Here is an 18,154-nt window from a genome sequence, read left to right on the forward strand (position 1 = left end):
TCACCGTGGAGCGGAGCCAACAGTGGTCATGCGTAGCAGTCCCCTACCGAGAATGAGTCGCCGTGGCCGAGTCACGGTCGGTGTGCTGGTCGGGGTGTTCCTGCTGTTCACCCTGCTGGGCTGGGGGGTCCAGGCGTGGACCGACTGGCTCTGGTTCGACGAGGTGAAGTTCACTCAGGTCTTCACCGACGTCCTGGTGACCCGGATCCTGTTGTTCGCCGCGGTCGGGTTCGCCATGGCCGCAGTGGTCGGCGGCAATCTCTGGCTCGCCTACCGGCTGCGCCCGGTGCTGCGCCCGCACTCGGCCGAACAGGCGACGCTGGAGCGCTACCGGATGGTGCTGGCACCGAGGATCGGTGCCTGGATCAGCGCGCTCGCGGTGATCGTCGGCCTCTTCGCCGGCCTCAGCGCGCAGAGCCGCTGGAGCCAGTGGCTGTTGTTCCGCAACGGCGGCAGCTTCGGCGTCAAGGACCCCGAGTTCGGTATCGACATCGGCTTCTACGTCTTCCAGTTCCCGTTCTGGCGCTACCTGCTCGGGGTCGGCTTCACCGCCGTGGTTCTCTCGGTGATCGGTGCGCTCGCCGTGCACTACATCTTCGGCGGGGTGCGGCTCCAGGGCGTCGGGGATCGGATGACCAACGCCGCGCGGGCCCACCTGACCACCCTGGTAGCGGTCTTCGTGCTGCTCAAGGCGGTTGCGTACGTGCTGGACCGGCGGGCGATGCTGCTGGAGTTCAACGAGAGCGTCAACACCTACGGCGCCGGCTACTCCGACATCAACGCGCTGCTGCCGGCGAAGGAGATCCTGGCCTACATCTCGGTGGTGGTCGCGATCGCGATCATCGTGTTCTCCAACGCCGTGATGCGCAACCTGGTCTGGCCGGGCATCTCGCTGGCCCTGCTCGGCATCTCGGCGGTGGCGATCGGCGGCATCTACCCCTGGGCGGTGCAGACCTTCGAGGTCAAGCCGAGCCTCAAGGACAAGGAATCGCAGTACATCGAGCGCAGCATCGAGGCGACCCGGGCCTCCTTCGGGCTGGCCGCCACGCAGACCGCCCCGTACGGCGCCGGAAACCTGAAACCCCCGGCCACGCTCGCCACCGACACCTCGGTGGTGCCGAACATCCGGCTGCTCGACCCGCAGTTGATCTCCGAGACCTACACCCAGTTGCAGCAGGTGCGGGGCTTCTACGACTTCGGTCCCAAGCTCGACATCGACCGCTACACGGTCAACGGCGCCACGCAGGACTACGTCGTCGGCATGCGTGAGATCAACTACGGCGAGCTGACCACGCAGCAGAGCAACTGGATCAACCGGCACACCGTCTTCACCCACGGCTACGGCCTCGTCAGCGCACCCGCGAACCAGGTGGTCTGCGGTGGCCAGCCGTTCTTCGTCTCCGGCTTCCTCGGCGACCAGGCGCAGCAGACCTGTTCGTCGTCGACCGAGCAGATCCCGGCGGAACAGCCGCGGATCTACTACGGCGAGCAGATGGACGACAGCGACTACGCGATCGTCGGCCAGACCGACTCGAACCGCAACGTCGAGTTCGACCGGCCGACCGGCGGGGAGAGCGAGAACGGCGGCGGGCAGACCTACACGTACAGCGGTGCCGGTGGGGTGGAGATTGGCTCGTTCACCCGCAAGCTGCTCTACGCGATCAAGGAGCAGGAGAGCAACTTCCTGCTCTCCGCCGCGGTGAACGAGAACTCCAAGCTGCTCTACGTACGTAACCCGCGCGACCGGGTGGAGAAGGTGGCCCCCTTCCTGACCCTCGACGGCGACCCGTATCCCGCGCTGATCGACGGTCGGATCCAGTGGATCATCGACGGCTACACCACGGCGGCGACCTACCCCTACGCGGAGCAGGTGAATCTCCAGACCGAGACGGCCGACGAGCTGACCGGTCGGGGCACCTTCCAACTGGCCCGAGAGAACGTCAACTACATCCGCAACTCGGTCAAGGCGACGGTCGACGCGTACGACGGCACCGTGAAGCTCTACGAGTTCGACGAGGCCGACCCGGTGCTCAAGGCATGGAACAAGGCCTTCGGTGGTGACCTGGTGGTGCCGAAGTCGCAGATCCCGGCCGACCTGGCCGCACACTTCCGCTACCCGGCCGACCTGTTCAAGGTGCAGCGCAACCTGCTGGCCAAGTTCCACGTCACCGACCCGTCGGAGTTCTTCTCCGGGCAGGACTTCTGGGAGGTGCCGAACGTCCCGGACGCCCCCGACACCGGCCAGCGGCAGCCCCCGTACTACCTGTTCACCCAGCTTCCTGGGCAGGAGTCGCCCCGGTTCCAACTCACCTCGGCGGTGACCCCGGCGAGCCGGCAGAACCTGGCCGCGCTGATCTCCGGGTCGTACGTGAACGGGCAGCCGCAGTTGCAGGTGGTGGAGCTGCCGGACCAGACGGCGGTCTCCGGGCCGGTGCAGGTCCACCAGAAGATGACCAACAACGCGGCGATCCGGCAGGAACTCAACCTGCTCTCGTCGAACCAGGCCCAGGTGCAGTACGGCAACCTGCTCTCGTTGCCCTTCGGCGACGGCATGCTCTACGTCGAGCCGGTCTACGTGAAGAGCAACCAGCAGAACGCGTACCCGTTGTTGCAGCGGGTGCTGCTCTCGTACGGCGACGGCGGCGAGTACGTGGTGCTGGCCAACAACCTGCAGGACGGCATCAAACAGCTTGTCGAGCAGGGCAAGACGGCCCCCGGCACCACTCCGCCACCGGGCGGTACGCCGCCACCACCGCCGAGCGACAACCCTCCGACCACGCCGAGCGCACCGCCGGCTCTCACCGGTGAGCTGGCAGTGGCGGCGCAGAAGGTCCAGGCGGCTATCGCCGAGGTGCAGGCCGCTCAGGCGTCCGGTGACGTCGAGCGGTGGGGTAAGTCGCTCAAGACCCTGGATGCCGCGCTCACGGAGTTCCAGGCGGCCCAGCGAGCGGCTGGGATCGCCGGTGCCTCACCGACACCGAGTGCGGCCACGCCCCAGACGGCGACCACGCCGAGTGCGCCGCCCGCCACGCCAAGCGGCTGAGCGTAGGCGAATAGCAGAAAAAGAAGCTTGGCGGGCCGGAACGGTTGTCTCGTTCCGGCCCGCCAAGCTTCTTGCTTCTCGCCATTTGTCGAACGAATCCCCTGGTCAGCGTGGTGGGCAACAGTTTGTGGGGGCTCGTTTTGCGGGCACGTGTGCCAGTGCGCTAGTGTTAACAGGCCGACGCGGGGTGGAGCAGCTCGGTAGCTCGCTGGGCTCATAACCCAGAGGTCGCAGGTTCAAATCCTGTCCCCGCTACGAGAGAAACACCAGTCAGAGCCCGTCCCCGATTTTCTGGGGGCGGGCTCTTGCTCTTTGTTCCGGGAACGGTCCGGGAACATGAAAAAGAACGAGGCGAGACGAGCTGGCGGGAGGCCGATCCACTCCCGGTCCCGGGTTGCGGTAAGGGGCCGTTCCTGCGCCGGGGTTGGCGCGGTGGGTCCACGAAGTAGAACCCGAAGGCCGACCCGTGCCGTACCTGGTCAACCGGGCCTTCACTGCCGAGGCCCCGAACACGCTGTGGATGGCGGACGCGACCCGGAACGCCTGCGGTGACGGCGTGCTGTGGCCGGCCGCGGTCCGTGCCACGTCTCGACCCGGATCGTCGGGCGGAAGACCTCAGACGATGTAACCGGCCTCGTCCTGTGCGTGCTGGAGCACGGGTCGGACAACGGGATCTTGCCCATGATGGGATTGTTGGCGACGGTCGCGCCAAACGGGCCCTGCTCCACTCTGGAGATCGAACCGGCCTACCGGTCGCTGGCCGACCCGTGGCGAGGCGAGGACGCGGTCTGCGCTCACGCAGAGGTGGTAGAACCGCGAACGCACCCAGACGAACCTGGGCTGGCTGCCACCGGACGAGCGCGAAGCCGCCCGGTACGCAAAGAACATCGATGCGCCTATACCAGTGAACCTCACCCGTAAGCGGGTTCTGGCTGCTAATCAACCCTCCGCGCCATCGGGAGAAGCTCGTCCCAAGGCGCCGGCGGTCGGGACGATGGCATGGACCCGACACGATCCGCAGACATCCAACGACCGCTGACCAGACGCTTAATGCATCTGACTGGCATTTGCTCAATGTCGTGAGACGGTTCACAAGGGGCTGTGTGTTGAATTACTGAATGCGACCCCTGGGTGAGCGGCCAGCCAGGGAAATTAGATGATTTCGAATGTTGATCTCACAGTCAGTGAGCATTGTGGTGGGCTCAGGGCTGCCGCTCTTGCCGAAGTGCTCTTGGATCAGCGCGACGACTCCGATACTGTGTGCCAACAAGCGATAAGCGACAAGCGGGACACGGGCTCGTTGCGGGCATTTTCTTCATTGTGCCTTCTCGAAGGTACTGTGGCGGCATGTTCCTGTTTGGAACGTCGTGCCAGCGCCCCTCAATTTCTTTGCTCGGGGCCCGTGAGCGATGGCGCCTGATCGTTTGGAAACCGCATCGATTTGAATACGAGACTCTCTGATTGCGAAATTTTCATAGTTGTTGTCAGATGCAAGGAATCTCACCGCTCGGTGATCAGACGTCTATCTGCACGGTGGGGGCTGTAGAGCATGCGTGACGGAGCCCTGATAATGAGGTTGGAAGCCTGGATCCCAGTCATCGACCCAGATGCTTTCGTTGCTCCTACCGCAGTTGTCGTAGGTAATGTGAATGTCGGCGCCAACGCGAGCGTGTGGTATCACGCCGTACTGCGCAGCGAAAGTTCTCCGATCGTGATCGGCCCGGAAAGCAATATCCAGGACAACTGCACGGTGCACGCGGATCCAGAGTACCCGGTCTATGTCGGGACTGGGGTCTCGGTAGGGCACGGTGCGGTGATACACGGCTGTGTGATCGGTGATGGTGCTCTGGTTGGCATGGGGGCCACCGTGCTCAATGGCGCGGACATCGGAGCCCGTTCGCTGGTGGCGGCACATGCCCTCGTTCCACAAGGTCTGAAAGTGCCGTCGGAATCTCTTGTCACCGGGGTACCCGCACGAGTGAGGCGGAAGTTGACCCGGGAGGAACTCGGCCTCATTGAAGCCACCGCGACCGCCTACATGGAGCGGACACGCAGTTACCGCAATGCGGTAGCACTCTAATCCAGATCAGCCTGCCCGCACGTTTGCGGGCAAGGTAATGCCCGCAGTCGGGCAATGTGTCCCGGCCGCTAATTTTCAGGTAATGCTCGAAGCGGAGGAGTGGGTCATGAGTGATGTATACGAACAGATTGTAAAGGTGTTGAGCGAGCGGTTTTTCGTCGATGTTGAGGTGATCACGCCAGATTCGACCGTCAGAGACCTGGACCTGGACTCACTCGCCTCCGTGGAGATGGCCGACGTGCTTGAGGGAGTCATCGGGACCTCGGTCGACGAATCGGCGATAGCGGACCGCACCCTGCGCGAGATCGCGGAAATGCTCACCGCGCAACTGGAGAGCGCGAATGGCTGATCCGGTCGCGGTCACTGGAATTGGCCTCGTCACACCGGCGGGGATCGGCGCGGCTGCTAACTGGGAGCGGCTCTGTTCCGGCATCTCCACAGCGACGAGCCATGACGATATGAAGGATCTACCGGTCACCTTCGCGTGCCGGGTGCCCGATTTCGACGCCGTTGACCTGCTGGGCGGTAAGGTTGCCTGGCACCTCGACCCCGTGACGCAATTCGCGCTGGTTGCGGCCCGAGAGGCGATATCGGACGCCGGTCTTGATCCCGCGACCTGGGAAGCCGCCCGGGTCGGCGTCGTAATCGGCAGTTGCGTCGGTGGCGCCCGAACCGCCGCTGAACAAAACGACCGGTTGTTTCGTCGAGGGCCACAGGCTGTCTCGCCCATGTTCCTGCCGATGCATCTGGTGAACATGACCGCTGGCTTGGTGGGCATCCACTGCAACGCCCAGGGCCAGAACATGGTCGTTTCGACCGCCTGCGCGTCCGGTGCCAGCGCAATCGGCGTCGCGCGTGACCTGCTGAACTCTGGTCGTTGTGACATCGTCATCGCGGGCGGTGCGGAAGCCGCGATAACCCCACTTTTCGTATCCGGATTCGCTCGTATGGGCACTCTCTCCACACGCAATCACGATCCTGCTACCGCATCCCGACCGTTCGCTGCCGATCGGGACGGCTTTGTCATGGGCGAAGGGGCCGGGATGCTCGTTCTCGAACGGCCTGCCGACGCGGCTGCGCGCGGCGCCCGGACCTGGGCCCAGGTGGCGGGCTACGGGAACTCCGCTGATGCGCACCACATCACGTCCCCACACCCGGAAGGCCGGGGGGCGCGTTCGGCGGCGCGCGAGGCGTGCCTCGACGCCGGCATATCCACGGCCGATGTGCAGCATGTAAACGCACACGGCAGCGCCACGAAACTTAACGACGCGATAGAAGCGAAGTGCATTGAGGGCCTGTTTCCGCACGCGATCACCACGTCCGCCAAGGGTGTCATCGGTCATACGCTTGGGGCGGCGGGAGCCATCGAGGCCGCATACACGGCCATGACCCTGTACCACCAGGTCATCCCGCCTACCGCAAATCTGCTACTTCATGATCCTGGAGTAGATATCAACGTCGCCACCAAGGCAACTCCTGCTTCGGTCGAACTAGCCGTGAGTAATGCCTTCGGCTTTGGGGGACATAACGCTGTCCTGGTGATGTCCAAGTAAGATCCCTGCCCCATGGCAGACGAGGAGAGTTCAGAATGGTCAATGCGCTGACTGATCTTGTTTATGACCACCAGTATGAGGGGTATCATAACCAGGTTCAACAGATATTCGCGGACGAGAACTTTCGGCCCGTTGATGGGCTCTCGATGCCCGCGAGGGCGATGAATTCGTACGCGATGTTGCGTCACGCTGCGACCAGGATCGGCAAGGCCACCGAGGTCGCGCGCAACCCCAGGCTGCTGCTCGCCTTCTATGAATGGGCATGTACGCATGTACCAGACCTTCTGCCTTTGATCTCTGGTCATTACAATCTGACCGTCAGCTCATTGCTTACCCTCGGTGGCGATCGCGATGACCTCCGGCCGTATCTTGATCAATTAGACACGGCCGACAGCGTCGGTGTGATGCTGATCAACGAGTACGGGTGCGGATCGAATGTCGCTTTCCTCGAGACCACGGCTACTTACGATCATTCCACCCGTAGCTTCTTGCTGAACACCCCCAATCCTGGGGCGCGGAAGTTCATGCCGAACGTAGGGGCGGCGGTGCCCAGGGTCACTGTCGTGGTGGCCCGCCTGGTCATCGACGGTGTCGCTCACGGGATCTTCCCCTTCGTCGCGCAATTACGCGATGCGGACGGGAACCCGGCTCCGGGCGTTGACATCATGCCGATGCCGGACAAGCCGTTCTTCCCTATGGACAACGCGGTTACCTCGTTCAACAACGTGCGGGTGCCATTTTCGGGCTGGCTATCCGCAGGTATTGCGGAGATTGACCGAGAGGGCCGTTTCGCCTTCGCGCCAGGGATGGGGCCGCACAGCGCGTTCCGGCTCACCGCATCGCAGTTCACCTTCGGGCGTGTGGCGCTGTCTGCGGCTGCTGTGGCGAGCGCCCGAGCCGCAACCCTGATCTTGGCGCGCTACGTCCAGACCCGCGGGATCCGTGCCTTCCACGGTCATCGCAGACCAATGCTTGAATTCCAAAACGTTCAGCATTCTCTCTTCGGTGCGCTCGCGACCACCTACGCCTGCACGTTCTTCGTGAACGACATGAAGGCAGACCTGGTGCGCGCTTCGAATCTCGGTGATCCGGACATTCAGCTCGCCGGAATCGTGGCAAAATCCTACCTGGTCACCGCATCCCAACGAGTGATACAGGAGTGCCGTGAACGCTGCGGCGCACATGCGATGTTTTCGGTCAACCGCATCGCGGACTATCTCGGCCTGTGCCAGGGATCGCTGACCGCGGAAGGCGACATCCAGGTGCTCCGGCTCACTGCCGGCCGTCATCTTGCGCTGGGCTCGGGGTATGCGCCGCCGGCCGTGGAAACCAAGCTGGTCGAGGCGTACGACGACCCGCTGGACTGGCTGCACCTCTTCCAAGCTCGGGAAAGCCATCTCTACGATCGGGTGGCGAAGAACCTGCGCGGCCCACTAGGCGAGGGAACGGTCTTCGACAGGTGGAACCGATGCATCCCGGATGCTATGCGGTTGACCGAGTCCTATGCCGAGCGGCGCGCGCTCGAATCGTTTCTGAAGGCAATTGCGGCAGCGCCGGTCGGGAATCCGCGCATCGCACTGCGGCTGACCGCGAAGCTTTTCGTGCTCGGCCACGTCCGGTCGCACGGCGGCTTCTATCTCGCCAACGGCCACCTGTCGCCGGAAGCCTTCGACCGTATCGAGAGCGAGTACGCGGAAACCTGCCAAGAACTGACCGAGCACCTTCCGCTCCTCGTCGACGCGTTCGCCATCGACGAAAGCATCTTGGACGCTCCCATCACCGCTCCGGATCGTATTGCTGCCTGGGAGGAACGCAGTAAGGAGGTACGTCGGCTCTGGGAGGCTGTCGAAATCGCCGGTTAACCTCTCGCCGCAACACATTTGGCCGCGGCTCGAAAGGCAGGGGCGGATCGGCGATCCGCCCTCGCCTCTCGCACGGTTGCTGCGATCGGATCGGCGGGCGGGCGGTCTTCGGTATCTGCGGGGGCTGATGCTGGGCGGGGCCGGCGCAAGGCGGCGCAGCCGATGGTGCGGCGGCTCGACGTGGACCACCAGCAGTGACAGCGGCCCCTAACCTCGTCGACCGGGATGTCAGCGGCGGTGGCCGGCCGCGGTCAGCGCGGCTCCATCTCTTCCCTACGGGGGCGGATGTCCTCGCCCGCCCCTGCAGGCCATCCCGTACTTCCCGTTCCTGTACTGCTGCTGTCCATGCATCCAAGATCGACAGTCCTGCCATCATGTTGCGCATGACAAGCGGAGCCGGTCGCATTCTGATTGCGTACGCACCCGACGACGCGGTGCACGTCGACGCCGTGCGGGACCTCTGGATCCTCCTGCGAGCCGGGGGGCTGGACGTCGAGTTGCCCGCACCGGCCGAATTGGCCGGGATGGAGCTGGACGGCACCGAGCTGGTCGTACTCGTCGGCTCGCCGCTCTACCGCGAGGTCGCGGGGGCTGCCGAGCCGGTCGACGTCGACCCGGACCTGTGGCGCGCCGTCCGTGCGATCGGGAGCATGCTCGACGGCGCCGAGAAGGCCACTGCCGAGGTTGTGCCGGTGGTGTTGCCCGGCGGCACCGTACGCGACCTGCCGTCCACCCTCTCCGGCCACACCGGCACCCGGCACCGGCTCCGTACGCTGAGCAGGCGCGGAGTCGCCGCCCTGGTCGCGGAACTCCACCGGCGGTGCGGGACGGTGGACTCCACCCCCCGGCACGAGCTGCGCCTGGAGGTCAGCGTGGCGCGCAGCCGGCTCCGCAGCACCGCCACGCTCGCTGGAACAGTTCTCTGCGAACGGGACGAACCGCTGCCGTTCGGTCGGGACGAGGTCTGGTCGCTGCTGGATCTGCCGGACGCCGACGCGCGGCTGGCCCGTCTGGGACAGCGGCTGTCGGCGGCGCTGTTCGACGCCGACTCCCTCGATCAGCTCACCACACTCGTCGCGGAGGCCACCGAGGGCACGGTAATCGACGTTGTGGTCACCGCCGACGGCCCGGCCCACGAACTGCCGTTCGAGATTCTTCGCCTCACCGACCAGCGGGTGCTGGCCACGGTCGAGGGCGTGCGTTTCACCCGGACCATGGCCGGCCTGCCGGATCGGACGCACCCGCCGACCCCGGGACCGTTGAAGATCCTGGTCGCGGTCGGCGCGCCCGAACACACCGAGAGCCCGGCGCTGGACATCGAGGCCGAGATGCAGGCCATCGTCAGCGTGGTCGGTGGGCTCGGCCGGGCCGAGGTGACCATCCTGGAGGTGGCCGGCCCGCAGGAGATCGCCGACGCGCTGCGGCGCGACGCTTACCACGTGCTGCACCTGTCGGCGCACGGGTCGCCGTACGGGGTGGAGCTGGAGGACCGGGACGGTAACGCGGTCGAGGTCAAGGCCGAGGATCTCGTACGCGCGCTGCGGCGCGGCGGCCGTCCGGTGCCACTGATCGTGCTCTCCAGCTGTGGCGGCGCGGCCGACGCCGACGCGGGCCTCGCGGCCACCCTGCTGCGGCACGGCGCCCCCCGGGTGATCGCGATGCAGACCACGGTGACCGATCGCTACGCGACCAGCTTGATCACGAGCGTCTACCGGACCCTGGCCGAGGAGAACACCTCCGTCGCGACGGCCCTGGCCGGGGCAAGGTCGGAGATGTACGAGGAGGCGGTACGCGCCGAATCGTCCAGTCGTCCGGAGTACGCGGTGCCGACCCTCTTCGCCACCGGGGACGGCCCGCTCTGGGACGCCGTGGCGCGGCCCGAGCCGCTGTCCAACCCGACCGAGCTTCCCACCGGTGCCGGCGTACGCGAACTGGCCCTCGGCGAGTTGGTCGGCCGGCGCGGAGAGCTGCGGGTCGTGCTGCGAACCCTTCGTGACGAGGTCGCGCCGAGCGGGCAGTCCGCCCTGGTCAACGGGGTGGTGCTGACGGGGGTCGGTGGGATCGGCAAGACCGCCCTGGTCGGTCGGGCGATCGACCGGTTGCGGGACGACATCGAGGACCCGTGGTCGATCGTCGTGCACGGCGGTTCGTGGAACCCGCCCCAGCTCATCGAGGAGATCGCCGCCACCGGGGCCGGGGCGGGTGTCGGTGACCACGAGGACCAGTCGCTCGCGCTGACGGCGATCACCGAGGCGCTGCGGAACCAGCGCCTGCTGATCGTCTTCGACGACTTCGAACAGAACCTCACTGTCGGCGGCGACGACTTCCTCGACCCGGGATTCGCGGAGGTCTTCGGGGAACTGTGCCAGGCGGCGGAGCGCGGCAAGATCCTGGTGACCAGCCGGCATCCGATACCGCGCCTGTTGCCGTTGCTCCGGGTCGAGGTGTCGAGGTTGAGCGACGCCGAACTGGGCCGGCTGCTGTTGCGCCTGCCGGCACTGCGGGAACTCTCCTCCACCGACCGCGACACGGTGGTGCAGGCGGTCGGTGGGCATCCCCGGCTGCTTGAGTTCGTCGACGCCCTGCTGCGCGGCAAGGCCGGTACGGCACGGCTGCCGGAGGTGACCGAGCGGTTGCGTCGGCTCGCCGAACAGGAGCGGCTCGAACTCGCCCGGTCGGCGGCGAAGGCCCCCGACGCGGCCGAGGCGACCCGCCAGGCGATCGCCCTCGGCGCCCGAGACATGCTCCTCGGTGAACTGCTCGACCTGCTCACCTCGGCGGAACGTGAGGCGCTGCTCCAGGCCGCGGTGTCGCGCGTACCGCTGACCGGTGACGACCTCGCGTTCGCCGTCCACGAGCGAGAACCCTCCGACGAGGACCTTGCCGCGATGGCCGCGCACATCGAGCGGCTGCTCGGTTTCACGTTGGTCACCTCCAGGGACGACGGGGTGTTGGTGGAGTCCTGGGTCAGGGAGGCCCTGGCGGACCTGCAGGGGGAGCAGCGCCTCGACCGGCACCGGCGGGCCGCCCTGATGTGCCACCGGATCGTGGAGGCCAACCGGGCCGGCTTCGAGGACCTCACCGAGGCCGTCTACCACCTCCGGGCTGCCGACCGGTTCGACGAGTTGGCCACGTTCGCCGAGAAGCTGCTGCCGAGTCTGGACGGGGAGTTGACCGTCGCCGCCTTCCTCGGCGAGGTGACCCCGGGTTTCCCGACCGACCACGTCGCGTACCTCGAACTGGTCCGCCGCGAACGGGACGCGTTGGAGGCCACCGGCAGCACCGCCGCGGCGGCGGCCAAGGGGGAGGAGGTGGTCGCCCTGACCGCCGGCCTGGTCGAGGTCGAGCCGCAGGCTCCGGAGGCGCTGGTCGAACTCAGTTCCGCGTTGGACAGCCAGGGTCGACTGCTGCGCCACCTGGGCCGCATGGCCGAGGCGCACAGCCACTACGAGCAGGCGCTCCACATAGACATGCATTTGTGCGAGGTTGACCCGGAAGACGTCCAGTACCAGCGCAACCTGGGCCTGAGCTACCAGAAGATCGCCCAACTGGCACTCGACTGTGCCGAGATCGGGCCGGCCCGTGAGGCGGCGGACCAGTCGCTGCGGATTCGCCAGCGACTGGCCGAGGCCGACCCCGACAACCCGTCACTCCACGACGACCTGGGCGTCGGCCTCGTCACGCTTGCCGCCGTGTGCCGTGCCGCCGAGGACCCGGCGCAGGCCCGGCAACTGGTCGAGCAGGCTCTGACCATCTGGCGTCCGCTGGTGGAGGCCGACCCGGAGAACGAGGGCCTGCTGGCGAACCTGCTCGACGCGGTGAGTGCCCTGGCCGACCTGGTCGGAGCTGCCGGTGCCGAGGCCGACCAGGCCCGGGAACTCATCATGGAGGCGGCCTCGATCGTGAACCGGTTGGCCGAGGCGAACCCGGGCAGCATCGCGTACCAGCGCGAGCTGATCGTTTCCTACTGGCAACTCGGCGACATGGATCTCGGCCTCGGTGATCCTGCCTGCGCCCGACAGCATTTCGTGGGCGCGGTCGAGTTGGCCGAGCGACTCGCCGACGCCGACCCCGACAGCGTCGACGGGAAACGAGACCTTGGCACGGCGTTCCGCCGGATGGCCGACTACTTCGTCTCGAACGGAGAACCGCAGGAGGTACGCGGAAATCTCGAACGTTCGCTGGAGGTCGCGCAGACTCTCGTGCACCGTTTCCCGGACAACGGCACGTTCCACCGTGACCTGGCGCGAGCGTGCGAGCGCCTGGCTGACTGGGTGCGCGACGCCGGGGAGCCGGCACTCGCCCGTACGCTCTTCGACCAGGCGCTGGCGACGTGGCGACGGCGGGTCGCACTCGACCCCGCAGACCTGGCGGCGCGCCTGGCGCAGGCTGGTGTGCACGACCGTCTTGCCGAGTTGGCACAGGCGGGCGGCGATCCTGCGCGGGCCCGCAGACAGTGGCAGCGGGCGCTGGCGATCGTCGAGAAGCTGCATGCCGAGACGCCGACCGAGGAGTCCCGCAACGGGCTGGCGCTCTACCGGACGAAGCTCGGCTGAACGCGGGTCCGTAACGGTTCCGTACGGGCCGGTGGTGGTCTGCGGCCGCGCTGATCAAGACCAGTTGCGGCCGCCGGGTCACCGGCGGGGCGATCGATGGATATCGGCGAGTCCGGCTGATCGGCCGATCAAAATTGTGGTGATCGGTAATACGCTCCGTTGCCATGCTGTTTCCGAACCAGCACAGGAATACCGATCGGGCGATCGCGGAATTCTGGCGGTGGTGGTCCGGGGCCCGCCCCCGAGTCGAGGTGGCCATTGCCGACAGCGCCTGGTCCGACGACCTCGTCGCCGAGGTCAGCCGCCGGGTGAGGGCGATCGACAAGGAATTGGAGTGGGAGTTCGCCCAGGGCTCCCGAGCGAGGTACGCGTTGGTGGTCTCGGCCGTTGGAACGCCCCGGCTGCGGGCGGTCGCCGAGCGCTGGCGGCGGGCGGCGCCGGCCGCCGACGAAGCCTGGGAGTACCACTCGACCCGGCAGCCCGACCCGGGCTCACTGTCTGCCGCGCTGACCGTCTCCGGTCACGAGGTCAAGCTGCCCGAGCTGCGGTTCGCCTGCCGGATCGACGCTGACCGGTACGAGGTGGACGTGGTCGTCCACCACCCGGACTTCGTCCAGCTCGGTGAACCCGATCGGCTCCGGGTGGCGTTCCTGGCCCTGGACTGGCTGCTCGGGGAGGTCGCGGTCGAACTCTGGGTGGGTGTGGTCGAGACGAGCGCGACGCTGCCGTCCCGGGCCGAGCCGGGCGAGACACTGGTCGCGGTGGTGGCCCAGTTGGCCCGGCGCCTGCGGGACACCAACTGGCTGTCGCTCGAACGTGTCCGCACCGGGGGGCAACCACAGCTCGCCGCGATCCGGCAGCCGCTCAAACCGGTCCGCTGGCCGCAGCTCGACACCCACGTGGCGGTGGTGGTGCCGTACCAGGCGGAGCCGGGGACCGGGCTGCCGACCGGGTCGGCGGGGCTGGCTCTGGACCGGCTGGAGGAGCGGATCACGGCGGGGGCCGGGGGTGCCACGCTGGTCGCGCACGAGACCTCCGCCGGGCGCCGGACCTTTCACCTGTACGCCGAGGCGGGTGCCGGGGTGGTCGAGCCGGTACGGGAGGCGGTCCGTGGGTGGGAGCAGGGGCGGGTACGGGTGCGCTCCCGCTATGACCCGGCCTGGCGTGCGGTGCGGGACCTGCGCCCGTAGCGGCGGGTGTTGGCGTCCGATTCGACCGAGCGGTGCGTACGGGTTGCGCGCAAGACCGAGGATGTAGGCATGGCTTCTCTTGGAAAGTGGTGGGCAAGGTTGGGTGCCGTCCTCGGCGCGGCGACCGTGGCCGTACTCGTACCGGTGTCGGCCTGGGCCTCTTCCGGCACCGGTCAGATCGTGCTGGAGGCGGCCCGGTCGCGACGTCGTGGCGGCGCCGGAGCCGGAATCTTCGGGCTGGTCTGCTGCGCGGTGGTGGTGGCGGCGATCGTGGTGCTGCTGGTGCTGCTGCTTCGTCGCCGCTCCGGTCGTCGGTGACCGAGCGGGTACGCGCTGGTCGGCGTCGGCTCAGCCGCCGGCCAGCGCCGCGTTCGCCTGACTGATGAACTCGGTCGCCGCCTGCTTGGAGGTGGCCTTGCCGGCCTGGGCGCTCTCCGCCGTGCTGATCAGGAGGGCCCGGACCTTGGCGTGACCCCGGGGAGGTGGCGTCGGGGCGGCCCCGAAGCGGTCGACCATCGATGTCTCGAAGGACGCTGAGCGTTTCATGCTCTCGTCGGTGAGTGAGTCCGCCACGTACGCGCGGACGCTCAGGTTGGCGCTCAGTCCGCGTTCGGTGCCGAGGATCTGTCCGGCCTCCACGTCGTTGACCAGGAAGTTGATCACGTCGGCGACGATTTCGGGGTGGCGGGTTCCCCGGAAGGCGGCCCAGTACATCGAGGCGCGTGCCCATTGGGCCTTGGGCGCGCCGGGGTAGCTGACCACCCCCAGTTCGTCCTTGGTCAGCTTCTGCAACTCCGGGAGCTGGTTGGACCACATGAAGCTGGTGGCGGCCTTGCCGGTGGCGACGAGTTGGCGGGTCACGTCACCGCTGTTCGCCTGGGCGACCACCGACGCCGGTGGGGTGGCCTCGGAGGTGCGGGCGTTGCGCCACAGGTCGAACCAGCGGGTGAGGTCGGCCTCGGTGAAGCCGAGTTGTCGTCCCCGGTAGAGCTCCTTGCCCTGCGCCCGCAGCCACAGCCACAGCGCCTTGTAGTCGGCGGAGGGATCCATGGTGCCGGCGATCTTGCCGTCGGTGCTCTCGGTCACCTGGACCGCCCAGTCGACGAACTCGTCGTACGGCATCCCGACGTAGGGCTCGGGCAGGTCGAGCCGCTTCAGCAGGCTCCGGTTGTAGATCAGGCCGGGAGTGTTCTCGGCGGCGGCGACGCCCATCGTACGGCCGTTGAGCTGGCCGTACTGGGCGAGGCTGGGCGGCATGTTGGTGAGGTCGATCCGGCCGGTGCGTACGTGGTCGCTCAGGTCGAGGACGATGTCCCGCTCGGCGTACTCGGTGAGGTAGTTGTCGTCGATCTGGAACAGGTCCGGGGCGTTGCCGCCGGCCGCCTGGCTGGAGAGGCGCTCGTAGTAGCCGGTGTTGCCCTGCCAGGTGACCTGGAAGGTCACCTCGGGGTGCCGCGACGAGTAGAGCTGTAGTGCCCGCTCGGTCAGTTCGGCGCGTTTCTCCCCGCCCCACCAGAAGACGGAGAGGCGGACCGCCTCGTCGGTCGGGGTGTCCTTGGTGCCGCCGCAGGCGGTGAGGGTGCTGGTCAACAGCGTCACCATGGCCAGAGTCGCGGCGGTCCACAGTCTGGACACCCGGCGCCCGGGGGTGCGGGAAACAGCGGGCACAACATCTCCTGTCGGCGCCGGTCAAAGGGGTTGGACCGGGAACATTTACACAGGGATGCCCGGTGGGTGTCAACGGCCGTCCGGTCGAGATCGCTCGACCGGCGAGTGGCGGTGGCGTTATGGCATTGACATACGTGAAAGTCATCCGTAACGTCCCCGGGAGGGAAAGCGCTTTCCTTTGTGAGTCCGTGCTCCGTATTCGTGCCCGTGGTTGCCGTACCGGAAGGACACTCCATGATGGCGCCCCAGCGACCGATTCTGACCCGACGGCCCCAGGTCATCGTCGTCGCCCTGCTCGCCGCCGTGCTGACCGCGCTGGTCGGGGTCACCGCGACCGCCTCCGCCGCCGCGCTCTTCGGTGACGACTTCGAGGACGGCAACACGAACGGCTGGTCCAAGTCGGGTGGCACCTGGACGGTGGTCACCGACGGCACCCGGGCACTGCGCCAGGGCAACAGCGCCGCCGAGCTGTCCCGGGTCTTCGCCGGCTCGACAAACTGGACCGGCTACCAGATCCAGGCCCGGGTCAAGCCGCTGAGCTACGGCACGGCCACCGGATTCGTCGCTGTCACCGCCCGCTCCACCGGTGCGACCAGCTTCGACCGGCTGGCGCTCTTCGCCGACCGGGCCGAACTGCACGCCGTCCGGGGCGGCAGCGTCACCGTGCTCGGCTCGGTGCGGGTCGCCGTACCGGTGGGTGCATGGGCCACCCTCACCGTCACCGCCGACGGTGCGACCGTACGGGGCCGGGTCGACGGGACGCCCGTGGGCGAGGGCGCCAGTCAGGCCGGCAACGGGCGGATCGGGTTGCAGACGTACCGGGCCACGGCCTCCTTCGACGACGTGGACGTACAGCCCGGGGCGCCGAACCCGACGCCGACCGCGACCGGCTCACCCAGCCCGACCGGCTCACCCACGCCGACCGTGCCGCCGACCACCGGGCCGCCGCCGAGCGACCTCCTGGTCGTCGCCACCACGGGCGACGACAGCTCGGCCGGCACCCTCGACCGTCCACTGCGGACCATCCAGCGGGCGGTCGATCTGGCCCAGCCCGGTGACACCATCGCGATCCGGGGCGGCACCTACGCGCCGAGCAGCAACATCCGGATCACCCGGAGCGGAACGGCCGCCGCCCCGATCACCCTCACCCGGTACGCCAACGAGCACGTCCTGATCGACGGCGAACAGATGCCGCACACCCCGGCCCCGCTCGACGGCAGCATCCCCAACGCGGAGCGCGGCGCGATCCACATGGCGGCGTCGTACTGGCGGCTGGTCGGCCTGGAGATCGCCAACGGTCCATACGGCGTGTACTGCCGTACCTGCCACGGCAACGTCTTCGACCGGCTGGTCACCCGGGACAACTACGAGAGCGGCCTGCAGATCCAGGGTGAGGCCAGCAACAACCAGGTGCTCAACCTGGACAGTTACGGCAACCGTGATCCGCGCAAGAACGGGGAGAGCGCGGACGGGCTGGCGATCAAGGAGGGCTCGGGCGCCGGCAACGTGGTCCGGGGCGCCCGGCTGTGGAACAACGTCGACGACGGCTTCGACGCGTGGGAGTTCCTCTCCCCGATCCTGATCGAGGACTCGGTGGCCTGGGGCAACGGCGTCAACCGCTGGGGGTTCCCGAACTTCGCCGGCGACGGCAACGGGTTCAAGCTCGGCGGCGGTGACGAGGACCTGCCGGCCGGTCACGAGGTCCGCAACAGCATCGCCTTCGACAACGTCCAGGGCGGGTTCATCGACAACGCCAACCCCGGTGCGATGCGGCTCGACCGGAACACCGCCTGGGACAACGGCGGGACCGGCTTCGACGTCGCCGACTCCCGGTCCACGCTGGCCGGCAACCTCTCGGTGAGCAACGGGCAGGCGGTGTCGATGGGGGCCTCGACCGGCGCCGGCAACTCCTGGGATCTCGGCGGTAGCTGGACCGACGCCTCCCTGGTCAGCACCGATCGGAGCGCGATCACCGGCCCGCGTACGGCCACCGGGACGATCCCGTCGTCGTCCTTCCTGCGCCCGTTGGGCGGAATCGAGGTCGGCGCCCGGATCTGACCCGCGACCAGGCCGGGCTGCCCCGTCGGGGCGGCCCGGCCTTCCGCCGTCGACGGCTCCGTGTCCTGTTCCGGGCAGTCTCGGCCGTCCTGGTGCGCCACGCTCGTCACACCGGGGCGACGGGCCGGCAGCCCGGACGTCCCG

The 18,154-nt window shown here is 67.5% G+C and carries 10 protein-coding genes and 1 tRNA gene; 10 read left to right on the top strand and 1 reads right to left on the bottom strand.

Annotated elements, in window-relative coordinates:
* The first annotated feature begins 28 nt into the window (after positions 1–28).
* The 9 genes from ACIBF5_RS27785 to ACIBF5_RS27825 all read left to right on the top strand — a co-directional run bounded on the left by ACIBF5_RS27785 (position 29) and on the right by ACIBF5_RS27825 (position 14,602).
* Positions 29–3,043: a UPF0182 family protein gene (locus ACIBF5_RS27785; protein WP_396815831.1), complete on the top strand. Its 3,015-nt coding sequence runs from the start codon at positions 29–31 to the stop codon at positions 3,041–3,043.
* 181 nt (positions 3,044–3,224) lie between these two features.
* Positions 3,225–3,298, top strand: a tRNA-Met gene (locus ACIBF5_RS27790).
* Positions 3,299–4,613: 1,315 nt separating this feature from the next.
* Positions 4,614–5,123, top strand: coding sequence for a gamma carbonic anhydrase family protein (locus tag ACIBF5_RS27795; protein WP_396815832.1), 510 nt, complete (start codon positions 4,614–4,616; stop codon positions 5,121–5,123).
* A gap of 106 nt (positions 5,124–5,229) precedes the next feature.
* Positions 5,230–5,472: an acyl carrier protein gene (locus ACIBF5_RS27800; RefSeq protein WP_396815833.1), complete on the top strand. Its 243-nt coding sequence runs from the start codon at positions 5,230–5,232 to the stop codon at positions 5,470–5,472.
* A complete protein-coding gene (locus ACIBF5_RS27805) occupies positions 5,465–6,676 on the top strand; it encodes a beta-ketoacyl-[acyl-carrier-protein] synthase family protein (RefSeq protein ID WP_396815834.1) in 1,212 nt (403 codons plus the stop codon). Before ACIBF5_RS27800 ends, ACIBF5_RS27805 begins: the two co-directional genes overlap by 8 nt.
* 35 nt (positions 6,677–6,711) lie before the next feature.
* Positions 6,712–8,538 carry an acyl-CoA dehydrogenase gene (locus ACIBF5_RS27810; RefSeq protein WP_396815835.1) on the top strand — a complete coding sequence of 609 codons (1,827 nt, stop codon included), beginning with the start codon at positions 6,712–6,714 and terminating at the stop codon, positions 8,536–8,538.
* A gap of 383 nt (positions 8,539–8,921) precedes the next feature.
* The gene (locus ACIBF5_RS27815; protein ID WP_396815836.1) at positions 8,922–13,094 is read left to right on the top strand and encodes a CHAT domain-containing protein; all 4,173 of its coding nucleotides are present in this window, start codon (positions 8,922–8,924) and stop codon (positions 13,092–13,094) included.
* 164 nt (positions 13,095–13,258) lie between these two features.
* A complete protein-coding gene (locus ACIBF5_RS27820; protein ID WP_396815837.1) occupies positions 13,259–14,284 on the top strand; it encodes a DUF695 domain-containing protein in 1,026 nt (341 codons plus the stop codon).
* A 69-nt stretch (positions 14,285–14,353) separates the two neighbouring features.
* Positions 14,354–14,602, top strand: coding sequence for a hypothetical protein (locus ACIBF5_RS27825; protein WP_396815838.1), 249 nt, complete (start codon positions 14,354–14,356; stop codon positions 14,600–14,602).
* Between the two features lie 30 nt (positions 14,603–14,632).
* On the opposite strand, the gene ACIBF5_RS27830 is transcribed toward ACIBF5_RS27825, so the two are convergent.
* Positions 14,633–15,919: an ABC transporter substrate-binding protein gene (locus ACIBF5_RS27830; RefSeq protein ID WP_396815839.1), complete on the bottom strand. Its 1,287-nt coding sequence runs from the start codon at positions 15,917–15,919 to the stop codon at positions 14,633–14,635.
* Positions 15,920–16,186: 267 nt separating this feature from the next.
* On the opposite strand from ACIBF5_RS27830, the gene ACIBF5_RS27835 reads away from it, so the two are divergent.
* Positions 16,187–18,010: a right-handed parallel beta-helix repeat-containing protein gene (locus ACIBF5_RS27835; RefSeq protein WP_396815840.1), complete on the top strand. Its 1,824-nt coding sequence runs from the start codon at positions 16,187–16,189 to the stop codon at positions 18,008–18,010.
* Positions 18,011–18,154: the final 144 nt, after the last annotated feature.

It is taken from the genome of Micromonospora sp. NPDC050417 (genome assembly GCF_044458865.1).
Lineage (GTDB): Bacteria > Actinomycetota > Actinomycetes > Mycobacteriales > Micromonosporaceae > Micromonospora_G.

What these genes read in the sequence shown, in the direction of transcription:
- ACIBF5_RS27785 (WP_396815831.1), top strand. Translation starts at nt 29, where the DNA reads ATGCGTAGCAGTCCCCTACCGAGAATGAGTCGCCGTGGCCGAGTCACG.
- ACIBF5_RS27795 (WP_396815832.1), top strand. Translation starts at nt 4,614, where the DNA reads ATGAGGTTGGAAGCCTGGATCCCAGTCATCGACCCAGATGCTTTCGTT.
- ACIBF5_RS27800 (WP_396815833.1), top strand. Translation starts at nt 5,230, where the DNA reads ATGAGTGATGTATACGAACAGATTGTAAAGGTGTTGAGCGAGCGGTTT.
- ACIBF5_RS27805 (WP_396815834.1), top strand. Translation starts at nt 5,465, where the DNA reads ATGGCTGATCCGGTCGCGGTCACTGGAATTGGCCTCGTCACACCGGCG.
- ACIBF5_RS27810 (WP_396815835.1), top strand. Translation starts at nt 6,712, where the DNA reads ATGGTCAATGCGCTGACTGATCTTGTTTATGACCACCAGTATGAGGGG.
- ACIBF5_RS27815 (WP_396815836.1), top strand. Translation starts at nt 8,922, where the DNA reads ATGACAAGCGGAGCCGGTCGCATTCTGATTGCGTACGCACCCGACGAC.
- ACIBF5_RS27820 (WP_396815837.1), top strand. Translation starts at nt 13,259, where the DNA reads ATGCTGTTTCCGAACCAGCACAGGAATACCGATCGGGCGATCGCGGAA.
- ACIBF5_RS27825 (WP_396815838.1), top strand. Translation starts at nt 14,354, where the DNA reads ATGGCTTCTCTTGGAAAGTGGTGGGCAAGGTTGGGTGCCGTCCTCGGC.
- ACIBF5_RS27835 (WP_396815840.1), top strand. Translation starts at nt 16,187, where the DNA reads ATGATGGCGCCCCAGCGACCGATTCTGACCCGACGGCCCCAGGTCATC.